Source organism: Methanothermobacter thermautotrophicus str. Delta H (assembly GCF_000008645.1).
In the GTDB taxonomy this organism is placed as follows: domain Archaea; phylum Methanobacteriota; class Methanobacteria; order Methanobacteriales; family Methanothermobacteraceae; genus Methanothermobacter; species Methanothermobacter thermautotrophicus.
This window is the reverse complement of sequence record NC_000916.1, coordinates 864,035-880,502: the sequence shown is the minus strand read 5'-3', so window position 1 is coordinate 880,502 and position 16,468 is coordinate 864,035. Positions and strand designations below refer to the sequence as shown.

Annotated in this window: 20 protein-coding genes; 17 read left to right on the top strand and 3 right to left on the bottom strand. The window is 52.5% G+C overall.

Going from position 1 to position 16,468, the window contains the following annotated elements:
• Nucleotides 1–32: 32 nt before the first annotated feature.
• From MTH_RS04565 to MTH_RS04500, 14 genes are all read left to right on the top strand, one after another.
• A complete protein-coding gene (locus MTH_RS04565; protein WP_238374173.1) occupies nucleotides 33–1,337 on the top strand; it encodes an MmgE/PrpD family protein in 1,305 nt (434 codons plus the stop codon).
• 103 nt (nucleotides 1,338–1,440) lie between these two features.
• Nucleotides 1,441–2,340 carry a hypothetical protein gene (locus MTH_RS04560; protein WP_010876595.1) on the top strand — a complete coding sequence of 300 codons (900 nt, stop codon included), beginning with the start codon at nucleotides 1,441–1,443 and terminating at the stop codon, nucleotides 2,338–2,340.
• Nucleotide 2,341: 1 nt separating this feature from the next.
• Nucleotides 2,342–3,184 (top strand): fumarate hydratase, encoded by an 843-nt coding sequence (locus MTH_RS04555; RefSeq protein ID WP_010876594.1) that lies wholly within the window; start codon nucleotides 2,342–2,344, stop codon nucleotides 3,182–3,184.
• A 9-nt stretch (nucleotides 3,185–3,193) separates the two neighbouring features.
• Nucleotides 3,194–4,036, top strand: coding sequence for a citryl-CoA lyase (locus MTH_RS04550; RefSeq protein ID WP_010876593.1), 843 nt, complete (start codon nucleotides 3,194–3,196; stop codon nucleotides 4,034–4,036).
• Nucleotides 4,037–4,257: 221 nt separating this feature from the next.
• Nucleotides 4,258–4,572: an ATP synthase archaeal subunit H gene (ahaH, locus tag MTH_RS04545; protein WP_048060933.1), complete on the top strand. Its 315-nt coding sequence runs from the start codon at nucleotides 4,258–4,260 to the stop codon at nucleotides 4,570–4,572.
• A gap of 10 nt (nucleotides 4,573–4,582) precedes the next feature.
• Nucleotides 4,583–6,550, top strand: a complete 1,968-nt coding sequence (locus MTH_RS04540; RefSeq protein ID WP_048060932.1) for a V-type ATP synthase subunit I — start codon at nucleotides 4,583–4,585, stop codon at nucleotides 6,548–6,550.
• 5 nt (nucleotides 6,551–6,555) lie between these two features.
• Nucleotides 6,556–7,044 (top strand): ATP synthase subunit K, encoded by a 489-nt coding sequence (locus tag MTH_RS04535; protein WP_010876590.1) that lies wholly within the window; start codon nucleotides 6,556–6,558, stop codon nucleotides 7,042–7,044.
• Between the two features lie 4 nt (nucleotides 7,045–7,048).
• Nucleotides 7,049–7,669, top strand: a complete 621-nt coding sequence (locus tag MTH_RS04530; protein WP_010876589.1) for a V-type proton ATPase subunit E — start codon at nucleotides 7,049–7,051, stop codon at nucleotides 7,667–7,669.
• A gap of 17 nt (nucleotides 7,670–7,686) precedes the next feature.
• Nucleotides 7,687–8,844, top strand: a complete 1,158-nt coding sequence (locus MTH_RS04525; protein WP_010876588.1) for a V-type ATP synthase subunit C — start codon at nucleotides 7,687–7,689, stop codon at nucleotides 8,842–8,844.
• Entirely contained in the window at nucleotides 8,841–9,161 is a 321-nt protein-coding gene (locus MTH_RS04520) for a V-type ATP synthase subunit F (RefSeq protein WP_010876587.1), read from the top strand. Before MTH_RS04525 ends, MTH_RS04520 begins: the two co-directional genes overlap by 4 nt.
• The gene (locus MTH_RS04515; RefSeq protein ID WP_010876586.1) at nucleotides 9,158–10,912 is read left to right on the top strand and encodes an ATP synthase subunit A; all 1,755 of its coding nucleotides are present in this window, start codon (nucleotides 9,158–9,160) and stop codon (nucleotides 10,910–10,912) included. The genes MTH_RS04520 and MTH_RS04515 overlap by 4 nt, the downstream gene beginning before the upstream one ends.
• 2 nt (nucleotides 10,913–10,914) lie before the next feature.
• Nucleotides 10,915–12,306, top strand: a complete 1,392-nt coding sequence (locus tag MTH_RS04510) for an ATP synthase subunit B (protein WP_013296141.1) — start codon at nucleotides 10,915–10,917, stop codon at nucleotides 12,304–12,306.
• 35 nt (nucleotides 12,307–12,341) lie between these two features.
• Complete coding sequence (locus tag MTH_RS04505; protein ID WP_010876584.1) at nucleotides 12,342–12,983, top strand: V-type ATP synthase subunit D; 642 nt, start codon at nucleotides 12,342–12,344, stop codon at nucleotides 12,981–12,983.
• Entirely contained in the window at nucleotides 12,983–13,366 is a 384-nt protein-coding gene (locus MTH_RS04500) for a DUF22 domain-containing protein (RefSeq protein WP_048060931.1), read from the top strand. The genes MTH_RS04505 and MTH_RS04500 overlap by 1 nt, the downstream gene beginning before the upstream one ends.
• Before the next feature lie 218 nt (nucleotides 13,367–13,584).
• On the opposite strand, the gene MTH_RS04495 is transcribed toward MTH_RS04500, so the two are convergent.
• On the bottom strand, nucleotides 13,585–14,007 hold the full coding sequence (locus MTH_RS04495) for a hypothetical protein (RefSeq protein WP_048060930.1): 423 nt from the start codon (nucleotides 14,005–14,007) through the stop codon (nucleotides 13,585–13,587).
• Nucleotides 14,008–14,019: 12 nt separating this feature from the next.
• Nucleotides 14,020–14,352, bottom strand: a complete 333-nt coding sequence (locus MTH_RS04490; protein WP_010876581.1) for a hypothetical protein — start codon at nucleotides 14,350–14,352, stop codon at nucleotides 14,020–14,022.
• Between the two features lie 58 nt (nucleotides 14,353–14,410).
• Between MTH_RS04490 and MTH_RS04485 the strand changes: the two genes are divergently transcribed.
• The 3 genes from MTH_RS04485 to MTH_RS09555 all read left to right on the top strand — a co-directional run bounded on the left by MTH_RS04485 (nucleotide 14,411) and on the right by MTH_RS09555 (nucleotide 15,315).
• Entirely contained in the window at nucleotides 14,411–14,818 is a 408-nt protein-coding gene (locus MTH_RS04485) for a DUF61 family protein (RefSeq protein ID WP_010876580.1), read from the top strand.
• A 13-nt stretch (nucleotides 14,819–14,831) separates the two neighbouring features.
• Nucleotides 14,832–14,981, top strand: coding sequence for a hypothetical protein (locus MTH_RS09820; protein ID WP_013296136.1), 150 nt, complete (start codon nucleotides 14,832–14,834; stop codon nucleotides 14,979–14,981).
• Between the two features lie 121 nt (nucleotides 14,982–15,102).
• Entirely contained in the window at nucleotides 15,103–15,315 is a 213-nt protein-coding gene (locus MTH_RS09555; RefSeq protein ID WP_238374255.1) for a hypothetical protein, read from the top strand.
• A gap of 26 nt (nucleotides 15,316–15,341) precedes the next feature.
• On the opposite strand, the gene MTH_RS04480 is transcribed toward MTH_RS09555, so the two are convergent.
• Nucleotides 15,342–16,466 (bottom strand): ATP-grasp domain-containing protein, encoded by a 1,125-nt coding sequence (locus tag MTH_RS04480; protein ID WP_013296134.1) that lies wholly within the window; start codon nucleotides 16,464–16,466, stop codon nucleotides 15,342–15,344.
• Between the last annotated feature and the right edge of the window lie 2 nt (nucleotides 16,467–16,468).

Sequence of the window (16,468 nt, the reverse complement as noted above, 5' to 3'; positions counted from 1 at the left end):
CTGTTATATTTAAAGGCAACATAGTAGGATCAATGATGACCAGAAGACTTGCGGAGTTTGTATCATCACTCTCATACAGTGACATACCCCCAGATGCCACTGAAATGGCCAGACTATGCTTCCTGGACTTCCTTGGAGTTGCACTGAGGGGCTCCTCTGAGATGAGCGGGCTGATGGCACTGGGGGCCATGGGTAAGGGCTCAGGCGGGGCCACCATCATCGGCCATGGCAGGGGCGACACCGAAAGGGCAGCCCTCCTCAATGGCATATTCGCCCATAACCTTGACCTTGACGATGGACACCGGGGGGCCCAGATGCACCCTGGTTCATGTGTGATCCCGGCAGCCCTTGCAGCTGCCGAGGCAACCGGGGCCACCTTCAGGGACTTCATAACAGCCATGGTCGCCGGATACGAGGCAGCAATCTTCATGGGCATCCTCGCCAATCCAGGACACAGGGAGCTTGGATTCCATACGACAGGGACCTGCGGAACATTCGGAGCTGCAGCGGCAGCCTCAAGGATCATCTGTTCCGATGTGGATGCCGTCGTCAATGCCCTGGGGATTGCAGGCACCCAGGCAGCAGGGCTCCTGGAATCTGACCATGCCGGGACGATGGCAAAGCACCTCCACGCGGGCAGGGCAGCCCAGTCTGGCCTGATATCCGCCAGGCTCGCTTCCCAGGGATTCACAGGCGCAGAATCAGTGATCGAGGGAGATGAGGGATTCCTGCGTGCAATGTGCCGTTCAGATGGCTACGGGGGTGAATCACCCGAAGTCGGAGCTTTCCATATAAGGAACGTTTACCTCAAGAGGTACCCTGTCTGCAGGCACCTCCACTCCACCCTGGATGCTGCAGCCGAGATAATCAGGGAGAATGATTTCAGGGCATCGGAGATAGAGGAGGTCATAGTCTCAACCTACAGGATCGCAGCAGAGCATGACAGTTACTCCCCGGCTACCGTGGAGGCTGTGCGGCAGAGCCTCCCGGTCTCACTGGGCATACTGCTTGAGGGGGGAGAGCTGAGGGTTGAAGACCTTGAGGGTGGATTTTCCCCAGAGATGGCCTCCCGGATAAGGATTGAGGTGGACCCTGCTATGGAGGAGCTCCGGAACATGAGACCTTCAAGGGTGACGGTGAGGCTCAGAAACGGTGATGTCCTTACAGCCTACAGGGAGCTCCCCCGGGGTGAACCCGAGGAACCCTACACCTGGGATGACATTGTTGAGAAGTTCAGGGAACTGAACCCTGGATATGAAACAGAGAGGCTTGAGGTTATAAAAGAGGCGGATCAGGAACCTGTTGCTGAGGTGATGCTGGAGCTGTCTGGCAGGTGATCCGTTGCGTGGAATTGTGATGTGATGGTGGGATCTGCCCGGTGATGCTGGAACTGATCGACCGGAAATCCCGCAAGCGTAAAGTTAAACTGGAGGTGAAAAATTGGAAGAAACCCGCAGATACCTTAATAAGATTGGAATAGGGGCCCCCAGGGGCGAATCAGAGAAGAGATTCAGTGATGGAGGCCAGTACAGATTTGAGGTTCCGGGCATACAGAGGCCCGGTGCCATGGCAGCCCTCATAGATGCAATGGAGCAGCAGGATGTCAGGGTCCACAGGGTGACACAGACCCGTGGCATAATGCTCCTCACAGACACCGAGATTGAGGAAATGGCAGGGATGGCCCGGGACGCAGACATTGAACTCTTCCTCAGCGTAGGGCCACGGGCCACCTATGATACCAGTGCCTCCGCAAGGACCCCCGAGGGTGCAAGGATAGGCTACAGGCTCAGGGGATATGATAACCTTGTCTACGCAGTTGAGGACGTTAAGAGGGCAGCCGAACTCGGTGTCAGGGGTATAGTGGTCTATGATGAGGGCCTCCTCTGGGTTCTTGGAAGGATGCGCGGGGACGGTGAACTTCCAGCTGACCTCCACCTTAAGGTCTCAGCCCACTGCGGTCACGGGAATCCTGCCTCAGCACACCTGCTCCAGGATATCGGTGCAGACTCCCTGAACCCTGTGAGGGACCTCCAGATACCAATGCTGGCATCACTCAGGGAGGCCATCGACATTTCAATTGATGTTCACACAGAGAACCCCAAGTCCTCAGGCGGATTCATAAGGCACTACGAGGTCCCGGATATCATAAGGTACGCAGCACCTGTCTACCTCAAGACCGGGGGCTCCGTGGCCGGGCACCATGGCTGGGAAACCACCGAGGCCCAGGCGCGTGAGAGGATAAGGCAGGTTGTCCTTGTGAGGGACATGATAGAGCGCTACTATCCTGAGGCCGTCCTATCTGAGGGCGGTGACCTCGCTGTACCCGTGGGGGGAGGATAGCTTGGATCTCGCCGGGAGAGTCAGGGATGCCATCATCCAGGCATCCACAACCTACTCCCCCGACGTCCTCAGGGCCTACGAGAGGGCCCTTGAGGTGGAGGAGGATGAGAGATCCGCATGGATACTTGAACTTCTAATTGAAAACGCCCGCATAGCAGAAAGGGAGAGAAGACCACTCTGCGATGATACAGGGATACCCCACCTGATAGTGGAGGTGGGGGAGGACGCCAGCCTCCCTGCAGGATTCTTCAACCATCTGAAGAGGGGTGTTGAGGAGGGCCTCAGGGAACTCCCGGGACGCCCAATGGCTGTAAGGGGTGATGAGGTGGAGAGGATAGAGCAGAGCAGGGGACTGTACAGTGACCCGGCGAAACTCCCACCGGCACCCTTCACGGTGGATTCGGCGCCCGGTGAGGGGGTCAGGATCCATGTCCTCATGCTTGGAGGGGGTCCCGAGATAAGGGCGAGGACAAGGAGGATCTTCCACAGGCACAGTTATAGAAAAGTATTTGAGGAAGTTATAACATGGATGAAAACAGAGGTCCCGATGCTGGGGTGCACACCATGCATACCGGCTATAGGTATCGGGAGAACTCATTTTGAGGCCACTGGCCTTATGCTCAGGGCCATGGCAACAGGAAATCTTGATGAACAGTCCTGGATTGAGGAGCACATCACAGAATCCCTTAACAGTACCGGGACAGGGCCCCTTGGTCTTGGGGGATCCACGACAGCCCTGGGGGCCATGATTAAGGTGGGACCCCAGAGGGCCAGCGGCGTGAGGATAGTCTCAATGAGGCTTGCATGCTGTGTGGAACCCAGAAGGGCAACAATAGATCTCTGAGGTGAATGAATGGCTATAGGAAAGGAATCACTTGAGCAGGTATTCAGGGCGGGTTCCCCCAGGTGGAGGACTTCCATTACGCGTGTTGAGCCTAACCGTATTGTTACGAGGGGTTATTCTCAGGAGGATCTTATTGGTGGTGTTTCCTTTTCTGAGATGGTTTATCTTCTGATCAGGGGTGAGCTTCCCCCTCAGAATGTTGCGCGTATGCTTGAGGCTGTCCTGGTGTCCTTCTGTGATCATGGTGTTACTCCGCCGAGTACTCAGGCTGCCCGTATGATTGCCTCGGCGGGTTCTCCGGTTCATGCCTGTATTGCCGGGGGTCTGCTTGCCTTTGGTAAGAATCATGCGGGTGCCATTGAGCGTTCCATGAAGCTCTTCCAGGAGACTGTATCATCCTGCGAGTCTGAGGATGAGATCCCTGATGCTGCCCTGAGGCTGGTTGATGATCACCTCCAGGCCAACAGGAGGATCCCCGGGTTCGGGCACCGCTACCACAACGCCGACCCCCGGGCCGTCAGGTTACTGGAACTTGCAGAGGATTACGGCTGCGTGGGACCCCACACCAGCCTTGCACTGGAGGTCCAGGAGATACTCCTGGAACGCAAGGGAGTCCGGATGAACGTTGACGGGGCCAACGCCGGCATACTATCAGACATGGGATTCGACTGGAGGACCGGAGCAGGAGTATTCATGATAGGACGCCTCCCAGGACTCATATCCCACGTCTACGAGGAAAAGGTCCGGGAACCAGCCTTCAGAAAATTCTTCGAAATCGAAGAAATACAGTACGACGGCGAGGAGGAGAGGGACCTCTCAGCTGGAGCCGACCTGGAGCCCATGCCAGAGTAGAATTCACCCATCAACATCCATATGATTGCCGATCACCCTTAAAGACTTAAATATTGTCTTAATTCAAATTAAATTTCATAAAATGACTCAATTAACATCAGGAGGGATTCAAAAGGCTTGGTTAACTGAATGGGATTAGTTGAATATCATAAACTTTTGAATAAAATAGTAAAAGATAAATATACCGCGAAATAGACCTTTGCATTAATAGGGTGATTCATATGACAACGATATCTGAAGCTATCACTACCATAAAGAAGGCTGAGAATGATGCTGACAGGTTAATACAGGAGGCCAGAGAAAAATCATCCCAGTTACTCGACGACGCCAGGAACAGATCCGCAGAGCTCCTTGAGAAGGCAGAGCGAGAGGCCAGTGAGAAGGGCGATGAGATCATAGCCGAGGCAGAGGAAAGAGCCAGGAAGGAAGCCATTGAAATCTCAGGGAAGGCAAAGCGTGAAGTGGAGACAATGAAATCAGCGGCAATGGGGAAGGTCCCGGAGGCTGCCAGTATTATTGTGAAAAGTATCTTGTAGTGTGAGTGACATGTTTCTACCGGCAAGGATGCGAAAACTTAAGATCATAACCCTGGATCAGTACTCGGATTCGGTGGTTCGTTCCTTGCATGAGGAGGGTGTAACCCAGATCGATGATATCTCAGAGCGCATCCAGCAGGATGCAGAGTGGCGCCAGATACTGAAACCATCAAGGGCAACACCATACACAGGAAGGGTGTCATCTCTCCTCATGAAAACCAGCGGTATCCTGGACTTCCTTGGCTCAGTCGCAGCCGAGGAGAAGGGTCTCAGGGATACCATAAGGGAGTTCATAAACCCCCCGATATTCGAGAAGCGGGAGGTTGAGGAACTGGACACAGAATCCCTCATCGAAAGGGCTGAGGAGACCCTGGGGAGGGTCGAGTCAGAGACCAGGGTTATGGAGGAAAAATTGAATGAGCTTGATTCAGAAAGGTCCGCTGTTGAATCAAGCCTCTCTGTTGCAGAGAAACTGAAGGATTTTGATATTGATTTTTCTGATCTCCAGGATTCAGAGTACATAACAGGAATCGCAGGAAGGATAACAGCCGAGAACCTCCCTGAACTCAGGGATAAACTCGCAGATATCACAGATGAACTGGTCATATCAGACAGAGAGGGAGAGAACAAGGCTGAAAGGATCCTGATCATTGTAACACTGAAGAAACATGCAGACAGCATAGCCTCAGTCCTCAGAAGGATGGAATTCGAGAGATTTGAGATCAGCGAACTCCAGGGTAGACCATCAGAGATCATATCCTCCTCAAAGACACGCCTTGAGGAGATCAGCAGGGAAAGGAAGGAGATCATCTCAAAATTAAGGGATATAAACGCTGAATGGGAGGACGAACTCCTGGTCCTCAGGGAACAGCTTGAAATAGAGAAGGAGAGGAATGAGGTATTCTCACTCTTCGGCGAAACCAGGAAGACGGTGATGCTGGAGGCATGGGTCCCCCTCAAGGAAGCTGACAGGGTCATCGCCGTGGTTGAGGAGTCATCTGAGGGCACTGCGTTGACGGACCTGGAGGACCCGGATCCTGAGGAGGTACCGGTGCTCCTGGACAACCCGAGGTTTGCAAAGCCCTACGAGACCTTCGTGGAGATGTACTCTCCCCTGAAGTACAACGAGATCGACCCCACAATTTTCATGGCCTTTGTGTTCCCGTTCTTCTTCGGGTTCTGCCTGACAGATGCAGGTTACGGTATAATCGACGCCCTGATAGGCTTCATACTCTACAGGGGCCTGGGTAAGGTCAACAACTTCATGAGGAACTTCGGTATCATCATGATGTCCTGTGGTGTGTGGGCATTCATCCTCGGGATGGTCACCAACGGGTTCATAGGGGACTTCTTCCCACGGTTCTTCAACATAACCCTGCCAACGGTTATACCGGCAATAGACGCCTTTGTGAACCCCCAGAACATACTGATAATGGCACTCACCGTGGGTGTTCTCCACATAAACTTTGGTCTGATACTCGGTGCAAGGAACAACATAAGGCTCGGGAACATGAGGGAGGCCCTTGGATCCCAGATCGTCTGGCTGATCCTTGAACTGGGTATAATCCTCTACCTGGTTGGGGGCATGATTTTCGGGGCTCCTCTGATAATCCTGGCATTTGCAATGCTACTATATTACAATGGCCTCTTTGGCCTCATGGATGTATCAGGGTTCCTCGGTACCCTCCTGTCATATGCAAGGCTGCTTGCACTCTGTCTCTCAACGGGTGGTATAGCCATGACCGTGAACATCCTCACGGGTCTCAGCTATGAGATGATACCCGTCATCGGAGTGGTACTCGCCCCGATAATCTTCGTCTTCGGGCACATCGCCAACAACGCCTTCCAGAGCCTTGGTGCCTTTATAAACTCACTTCGTCTACACTATGTTGAATTCTTCGCCCAGTTCTACATGGGCGGAAAAAACAAATTCAATGCATTTCGTGCTGAAAGAAACTTTACTAAGATAAGGAGGTAAATAGAATGGTTGAAATAGCATTAGGAACTGCTTTAGCAGCAATAGGTGCTGGAGTTGCAGTAGGATTCGCAGGTCTTGGATCAGGATTAGGTCAGGGTATAGCAGCCGCAGAAAGTGTGGGTGCAGTCGCAGAGAACTCCGACATGTTCGCGAGGGGTATTATATTCTCAACCCTCCCTGAAACACAGGCCATCTATGGTTTCCTGATCGCCATACTTCTCCTGGTGTTCTCAGGACTCCTTGGAGGAGGAAAGGGACTGGATGTTACAGCAGGACTTGTTGCCGTGGGTGCAGGTGCAGCCATAGGATTCGCAGGTCTCGGTTCAGGTATGGGTCAGGGTATAACATCAGCATCATCAGTCGGTGCAGTTGTCGAGGACCCTGACATGTTCGCGAGGGGTATTATATTCTCAGCCCTCTCAGAGACACAGGCCATCTATGGTTTCCTGATCGCCATACTTCTCATGGTCTTCGGCGGAATACTAGGAGGCTAATTAGATGAGCTCCGGAGCCGAAAAAATTGTCTCCAGTATAATGTCAGAGGCTCAGGCAAAGGCGGACGCCATAATCAGGGAAGCTGAAGATGAAGCTGCAGGTATAGTGGATGAAGGTGAAAAAAGGGCCAGGATGGCCAGTGAACGCATACTCGAGTCAGCCAGAAAACAGGCTGACATGAGGTACCAGCAGATAATCTCAGAGGCCAAGATGAATGCAAGGCGTGCAGAACTGGAGGCAAGGGAAGAGGTAATACAGGAGGCCTTCAAAAAGGCGGAAGAGGAACTTAAAAACCTGGCATCCACCTCCCAGGAGGAATACGTCAGCGCCCTCAGGGGCATGATAAAGGAGGCCGCCGTTGAGATAGGCGGCGGTGACCTGGTTGTCAGCATGAGGGAGGACGACAGGTCCCTTGACCTCGGACTCGATAAAATCGCGGCTGAAGTGGAAGCAGAAACAGGCAAAAAAACAACCCTGAAGGTTGGAGACAGCATCAGAACCATTGGAGGAGCAGTGGTAAGGACAGAGGATGGTCTGATAGAGGTTAACAACACAATAGAGGCCAGGATGTCCCGTTTCAGGAAGGCTCTACGTTCAGAGGTGGCCAGGGTTCTTTTCGAATAAAAAAGGGGAGATAACAGATGGCTGACAGCATCACAACAATTGTAACAGCGCTTGGATTCCCTTCAATAGAATCTTTTATAGGCGTACTCCTCCTCGGAGGAGCCATTATAGGTGCTATTGTGGTAATAGCAACTATAAGGCCTATATTAGATTTATTCCCCTTTGCATACCCTAACGCCAGAGTCAGGGCACGAATAGGACGCCTCCTAAACGAGAAACAGTTATCAGAGATTCTTGAAACCGAGTCCATGGAGGAGTTCAAGAACTACCTCCGGGGGCTCCCTGACTACGCCAAATACATTGACAGGTTCCCCATTGAGAAGGCCCTTGAGAGTCAGCTCGCAGAGACCTATGAGATGGTATCCCAGATAGCACCCGCATCCATAAGGGACCCCTTCAGGGCAAACCTGAAGAGATGGGATGTGAGGAACATCAAGAGCCTCATAACAGCAAAGGCTGCTGGCCTGAGTGCCGAGGAGACAGTGAACCTCCTTGTCCCGGGAGGTGAAGTCTATGAGATCATCGAGGGCCTTGCAGACGCTTCAAGTGTTCAGGAGGTTGTAACCGGCCTTGAGGCTACAGAGTACGCCGGCGTACTGGAGGATGCCCTATCCGGCTACGAGGAGACAGGGATGCTCCTCCCAATAGAGGCAGCCCTTGACAGGAAGTTCCTGGAGGGACTCATAAGGACAGTTGGAAGTCCATCAGACGACAACACAAAGATACTCCACACATACTTTGGGACCATGGTCGACATATCCAACCTTAAAATAATACTCCGTGCAAAGGCAGACGGTCTCAGCTATGATGACATAAGCCCATACATAGTACCCCACGGTTACCAGATCAGGGAATGGAAGCTCAAGGACCTCATGGAATCAGAGGATGTCAGTGGAGTTGTAAGCGGCCTTGAGGGTACAGACTACGGTCAGATGCTATCAGAGGCCCTCTCAGAGTACACATCAACGGGTTCAGTGGCTGTATTCGAACGCGTCCTTGAGGACAACCTCAACAGGATGGCAAGGAACTTCGCACTCAAGAAGCCCTTCGGTGTCGGGCCAATGATCGGATTCCTCAGCAGGAAGGAGGTTGAGGTGAAGAACCTCAAGGTCATAGCAAGGAGCAAGAGGGAGCCAGGCTTCCCTGAAGCAATGGTTAAGGAGATGTTAGCATGAGTTCAAATATTGCAGTGGTTGGTGACAGGGACACTGTAACAGGGTTCAGACTCGGAGGCGTCAGGGAAGGCTACGTGGTTGAAACACCTGACGAGGCAGAGGAAACCATAAGGAACCTTATACGTGATGGCTTCTCCATAATAATCGTCACAGAAAAGATTGGTGATGAACTGAGGGAATTTATAGAGGAAACCACAAGTTCAAGCGCATTGCCAATGATAATAGAGATACCAGACAAGACAGGCCCCTCAGAACGTGAAACAGATCCACTGAGGGACCTTATTAAAAGAGTTATTGGGGTTGAGATGGTAAAATGACACAGGAAGGAAGGATTATAAAAATAGCGGGTCCTGTTATCATCGCCGAGGGGATGAGAGGATCCCAGATGTATGAAATGGTTAAGGTGGGTGAAGACAAGCTCATAGGAGAGATCATTGAACTTGAGGGTGACACAGCAACAATCCAGGTCTACGAGGAAACCGCAGGCATAAAGCCTGGAGAGACCGTTGAAAGAACAGGCGGTCCACTATCAGTGGAACTGGGACCTGGAATACTGGGTTCAATCTTCGACGGTATCCAGAGACCCCTCGAGAACATCAAGGCACTCACCGGAGACTACATAGAGAGGGGAGTGGACGTACCATCCCTCCCAAAGGATAAGAAATGGACCTTCAAGCCCACAGCCCGGGAGGGCCAGATGGTTAAGGGAGGGGACATAATCGGTGAGGTTGAGGAGACATCCTCAATAACCCACAGGATAATGATCCCACCAAACGTTGAAGGTAAACTCACAATGATAGCCCCCCAGGGCGAATACACCGTCCTTGATGATATAGCTGAGGTTGAAACCGAGAGCGGAACAGAAAAGATCCAGATGCTCCAGAAGTGGCCTGTCAGGAAGGGCCGACCCTACAAGAAGAAACTCGACCCTGACGTCCCCCTCGTAACAGGTCAGAGGGCGCAGGACACATTCTTCTCAGTCGCCAAGGGAGGTACAGCAGCCATACCGGGACCCTTCGGTTCAGGTAAAACGGTTACCCAGCAGCAGCTCGCAAAGTGGGCTGACGCAGACATAATCGTCTATGTTGGATGCGGTGAGAGGGGTAACGAGATGACCGAGGTCCTCAAGGAGTTCCCTGAACTCGAGGACCCCAAGACAGGTAACCCCCTCATGGACAGGACCGTGCTCATAGCAAACACTTCAAACATGCCTGTGGCTGCAAGGGAAGCCTGTGTGTACACAGGTATAACCATAGCAGAGTACTTCAGGGACATGGGCTACGACGTCGCCCTCATGGCAGACTCAACCTCAAGGTGGGCCGAGGCAATGAGGGAGATCTCAGGAAGGCTGGAGGAGATGCCAGGTGAAGAGGGATACCCTGCATACCTCGCATCAAGGCTCGCACAGTTCTATGAGCGTGCAGGAAGGGTCACAACCATTGGATCAGAGGATAAGATAGCCTCAGTATCAGTTGTGGGTGCGGTTTCACCACCAGGTGGGGACCTCTCAGAGCCCGTCACACAGAACACCCTAAGGATATGTAAGGTGTTCTGGGCCCTGGACGCATCACTGGCAGACAAGCGTCACTTCCCTTCCATTGACTGGCTCCAGAGCTACTCACTCTACATTGACAGTGTCCAGGAATGGTGGGCCAGCAACGTGGACCCTGAATGGAGGAAATTTAGGGACGAGGCAATGGCCCTCCTCCAGAAGGAGGCAGAGCTCCAGGAGATAGTCCAGCTCGTCGGACCCGACGCACTTCCAGACAGGGAGAGGATAACCCTGGAGACAACCAGGATGATAAGGGAGGACTTCCTCCAGCAGAACGCCTACCATGAGGTGGACACCTACTGCTCACCATCAAAGCAGTTCGAGATGCTCAGGACAATCATAATGTTCCACAGGAACGCAACAGCGGCCCTTGAGAAGGGCGCACCTGCAGCTGACATAATATCCCTCCCTGTTAAGGAGGATATCGGGCGTATGAAGTACATACCTGAAGAGGAATTCCCTGCAAGGATCAAGGAGATCCAGGAAAGGATCGTCAAGGAATGTAGTGAGGTGTGAAGATGAACGTTAACATCAAAACCCGTGAATACACCACCGTCACAGAGGTCTCAGGTCCTCTAATGATCGTTGAGGGTGTTGAAGGGGTTGCCTACAGTGAGATAGTGGAGATTGAAACACCCACAGGTGAGAAGAGAAGGGGACAGGTACTGGAAGTCAGGGAGGACCTTGCAGTCGTACAGGTCTTTGAGGGTACCAGTGACCTCAACACAGAGACAACAAAGATAAGGTTCACAGGTGAAACAGCGAAGATCGGCGTATCCCTGGACATGATGGGCCGAATATTCGACGGTACAGGTAAACCCATAGACGGTGGCCCTGAGATCATACCCGAGAAGGAGCTCGACATCAACGGTAGCCCCATGAACCCCGCTGCAAGGGAGTTCCCTGCCGAGTTCATACAGACCGGTATATCAACCATTGACGGGATGAACACCCTGGTGAGGGGTCAGAAGCTGCCTATATTCTCAGGTTCAGGGCTTCCACACAACGAACTGGCAGCCCAGATCGCAAGGCAGGCCAAGGTGCTTGCAGAGGAGAGCGAATTCGCGGTTATCTTCGCGGCCATGGGTATCACCCACGAAGAGGCAAACTACTTCATGAGGGACTTCGAGAGGACAGGGGCCCTTGAGCGTGTTACGGTCTTCATGAACCTGGCAGACGACCCTGCCATTGAGCGTATCATCACCCCGAGGATGGCCCTCACAACAGCAGAGTACTTTGCCTTCGAGCACGACATGCACGTCCTGGTCATACTCACAGACCTCACAAACTACTGTGAGGCCCTAAGGGAGATCTCAGCTGCAAGGGAGGAGGTCCCGGGACGAAGGGGTTACCCGGGGTACATGTACACTGACCTTGCAAGCCTCTATGAGAGGGCAGGGCGTATAGTCGGCAAGGAGGGGTCAATCACACAGATGCCCATACTGGTGATGCCACAGGACGACATCACACACCCCATACCTGACCTGACAGGTTACATCACCGAGGGCCAGATAGTGCTGAGCCGTGACCTCCACCGTAAGGGTATATACCCACCGGTGGACGTGCTCCCATCACTCTCCAGGCTCATGAGTGGTGGTATCGGTGAGGGAAGGACACGTGAGGACCACAGCGGTGTCTCAGACCAGCTATACAGTGCCTACGCCGAGGGACGTGACCTCAGGGACCTCATGGCGGTTGTGGGTGAGGAGGCCCTCACAGAGAGGGACCGCAAGTTCCTAAAATTCGCTGATGAATTTGAGAAACGCTTCATCACCCAGGCACGTGACGAGGACCGCTCCATAGAGGAGACCCTCAACCTCGGATGGGAACTGCTATCACTCCTCCCGAGGTCCGAACTCAAGAGGGTCCGCGAGGAGCACATACCCAAGTACCTCCCGGGTGCCGAATAACCACCCCCAACATCCTTTTTCAGGAGAGTTAGCCAATGGCACAGGAAATGATTGAGGGGATCAACCCCACAAGGATGGAGCTCCTGAAACTCAAGCAGCGTGAGAAACTCGCTGTCAAGGGTTACAGTCTCCTCAAGGAGAAGAGGAACGCCCTTATCATGGAGTTCTTCAACATCCTTGAGAGGGTTAAGGGTTCCCGTGAAAAGGTGGAGGAGCACCTCAAGGAGGCCTTCTCTGACCTCACAGAGGCCCAGGTACTCATGGGCGACACTGCAGTTGAGAGGGCTGCAATGTCTGTGAGGGAGTCCGTGGAGGTCGACATAGACTCAAGGAGTATAATGGGTGTCGTTGTACCGGTGGTCGATGCCCGGGCAACCCAGAGGACCGTGGTTGAACGTGGATACGGCCTTGTGGACACATCAGTAAAACTCGACGAGGCAGCCAGAAAATTCGAGGAGTCCCTGGCACTCATAATAGAACTCGGTGAGATCGAGAAGACCATAAGGCTTCTCGCCGGTGAGATAGAATCAACCAAGCGAAGGGTTAACGCCCTCGAACACATCATAATCCCGAGGCTCAAGAACACCGTCAAGTACATTGAGATGAGGCTCGAGGAGATGGAGAGGGAGAACTTCGTCAGGTTGAAGATGATCAAAAAATCCATGGAGATGGAGTGATGGTTAGGATACTCACAAGGCTCGGCCAGGTCCGCGAGGCCGAGGAGAAATACAGGCGGGAACTCGTGGACTTCAGGATGGGTGAGGTCTACGGGAACCTCAGGGCCATCATTGCAGACGAGGACGTTGAGGTCAGGGCCGGCGAGGCAAAGCCGGTTAAGATCAAGGAGGTCAGTATACCGGCAAACCACATAGTCTTCATGTGTGCCTACGCCACGAACCCCCTGGGTCATCCGATAGCTGCAGGGGAGGAGACACCCCTACCCATAAGCATGGACCGTAAGGCAGACCATGCCACCTTCGTAGCTGCTGCAGACGGGAAAATCAGCAGGAACGACCTCCTGGGTGTCCTCATAATTCTACCGGTTGAATTAACCCACTAATATTTATTTTTAAAGTTGCTCCAGTTCCCACGCTCAGGGAATGTTTTATGTGATGAGTGACCCCTGATTTTTCTTTCACTTCACTACACTTATCCGGATTCGGCATAGGGAATAGATTTCGTCGTGTTAAACGTACCATTCGTATACTGGGCCGTGCAGATAATTCCATTCTCTGGATGGAGTCCCATGAATCCTGAGGCCTTTCTTCCAGAAATGGTTTATCCCAGGAAGCCTTTCATTTCCTCATAGAGTTCAATCATCAGGTCCTCAATGTGCTCGGTGAGTTCCTCTGTGTACTCCAGGAGGTCCCGGTAGGTTTCCACCAGTGCTTCACGGTTCATCTTCAGCTGTTTCATGGCCCTGGCCTGGGCAGTGGCGGGGTTACCTGAAATGATCCTTCTGAGTCTTGATGAGCCCTCCCTCAGCTCCTCAACATCATTCCTTACCTCGGCCATCCGCTCAAGGTAGTATCTCTCAACGCCCCTGATATCCCTCTTCAGGTTCTTTCTGATCTCAAGGAGCTGGTCCCTTCTATCCTTCAGTTCCACCAGGGAACTCCTTAGGGAGGCTATCGTGGACGTGTCAAGATCCCGGAAGTCTGCAAGTTCAGTGAGAATCCTGTGATAGTCCTCAGGATCCATCAACCATCACCCCTACTGGAGATGTATCCTTAACTCTATGAGGTTACCACTGGCCCGGGTCTCGGTCTTTATCTCCTCATGCTCCTTTTCAATTTCACGTACACGGTAGAATATGTTGGTGAGGGCCCCTGTCCTGAAAACCCCTGTCCTGTTCTCGGGCTTGGAGGATATGAGGATGACTGAGACGATGTTATCTTCTATCTTCACATTGTAGTTGACGCCGTTTATGTATATCCCGTCCGAGAGCCTTAAAAGAAGTTTTATATACTTTATGGGGAGTCCGCTGCCGCTTATTATCTCCTTTATCTTATCATTTTCCCGGCACTGCTCGATATCGATATCCAAGGTACACCCTCCACTAAGATATTAATGTTTTATAGAATATAAAACATAGCCTAATAGGATGAGAGGTGACAGATCAGACAGGCTGATGAAGAAGGAGATCTTCAACCTCAACCGTCATCTCCCCTCAAGGAGGAAGACCCTGGAGGAGCTCCTCAGGGAGGACAGGCCCCATGTTACAGGGGCTGATGGCACCAGGCACAGGTTCAAATGGGCTGAACTTGAAGACCTCAGGGGGATGCTGACTGAGGATGAGGCAAGGAGGCTGAGGCTCCCGATATACATTGAGATAGAATCTGAGACCTCGGGTGCAAGGATCGCCGGTGATATTGAGGTGAAGGTTGTCTCGGAGGTCCTTGAGAGGGATGATGAGGGGGATGAGATCTACATCTACAGACCTGAGATGAGGGTGCTGAGGGCGAGGTTTCCAACGGTTACACAGTACATGTTCCTTGTGAGGGAGCTCTAAGGAGGTTGATGGAATGAGCAGGGATCCGCTTAAGGAGTACCTTAAGGACCCTGATAGGAGGGCCAAACTTTTCCTTTTAATGACAGGTGGCATGATTCTGAGCACGGTGCTCATAACGATAGGTACCATAATACTGATACTCCTACTGCTTGGCATAATCTGATGCCTGTCCCGCGGTGATTGATGTTATCGGAGGATACCCATGCACAGGGTTCTGAGTGCAGGACACCAGATCCAGTCACCTGAGATGATCATATCAGGGGAAAATGGGCACTGGAGAGTACATGGACACTGCAAAAAGACAGGATATAAGAGACATTGAAGAGTATGGGTACTGCAAGAGCCGGATAAGCAGCTGCAAATTTCATGGCAGATACCTTAAGGATCTGCTCCAGAGGTATCTTAAATCCACCTTCTTCTTAACCCTAGGATATGCAGTTTGTCCCCTTAAAGTAGGGTTCTTTAATGGAGCAGAAGGTTCTCAGCATCGGAGGTAATGGAGTTCTTTCTTGACAATATATTCTCATACTCCCTGTGGTCGAGGTGGGGGGCATCGGAGGTAATGGAGTTCTTTCTTGACCCTGGAGCAGATGTTTGATGCAAGGTTCTCAGCGGCCTCCATGGAGTTATGGGAGGCCAGGACGGTCAGCAGGGGTTCACCCTCCTCAATTATGGTTCCCGGGACAGGAAGGTCATGGACCCCCATGGTTTTTATCTCACCCACCCGGCACCTTGCCGGGGCATAGAGTATCCTCTTAACAGCATAACTGACCGGGTCCGGTTTTTCTATAAGCTCGCCCATGCATGCCCTGATATGGGCATCCACCATGTTTATTCCCAGGGAGGCTTCAGCACACTCAAAGGTCCCCTGTATCCTGGGATTGACCTCTATGACATACAGCTCGGAGTCCCTCATTATGAGGTCGACGCCGTTGGATCCGCGCAGGGAGAGGTCAAGTATGAGGTCACTGGCAAGATCCTCAATCTCCCCTGAGGGCCCTGGTGTCATGTTACCGGCGTAGACGAACTGCCCCTCAAATCCAGGTACGCCCCTGTCGATGATCTGCCTGCTCGTCAGAACCGTGATGGCATCCTCTCCGGTTGAAAGAACAGAGGCACTCACAGGGACGCCCTCGATGTACTCCTGGAGGAGGAACTCCCCATCACCTTCGCGGAACTCGGTGACACCAAAGCCTCCAGCGCCGGAAACCGGCTTTGCGATGTATTTCTTCTCCCCTGCAGCTACAATCTCCATCGCCTCGGCAGGGTCACTGATGAGGTGTGTCTCGGGTGTGGGGTATGAGTTCCTGATCCTCCTGTAGAGGCGGTACTTGTCCTCCACGTGATCAACCCTGGAGTTACCGAGGACCTTCTCCCCTGGGAGAGGGGGTGCGCCTGTGAGGGGGATTATACCATCAGCCCTTTCTATGAAATCTGAGGCTGCTTCAAGGAGCTTCTCCTGACTGAAGTTCTCATGGAATCTCCCGCAGCTTTCACCGCTACGCTCCCTCAGTATGCACCTTCTTTCGGTGTAGTGCTTGAAGTCTGCTGTGCAGTAGTAACCTGCAGAGTAGACCCTGTACCCTAACCTGAAGGCTGATTCAACCACAGGTCGGGTGTTGACGCCTATTACAAGTATTTCCTCCATTT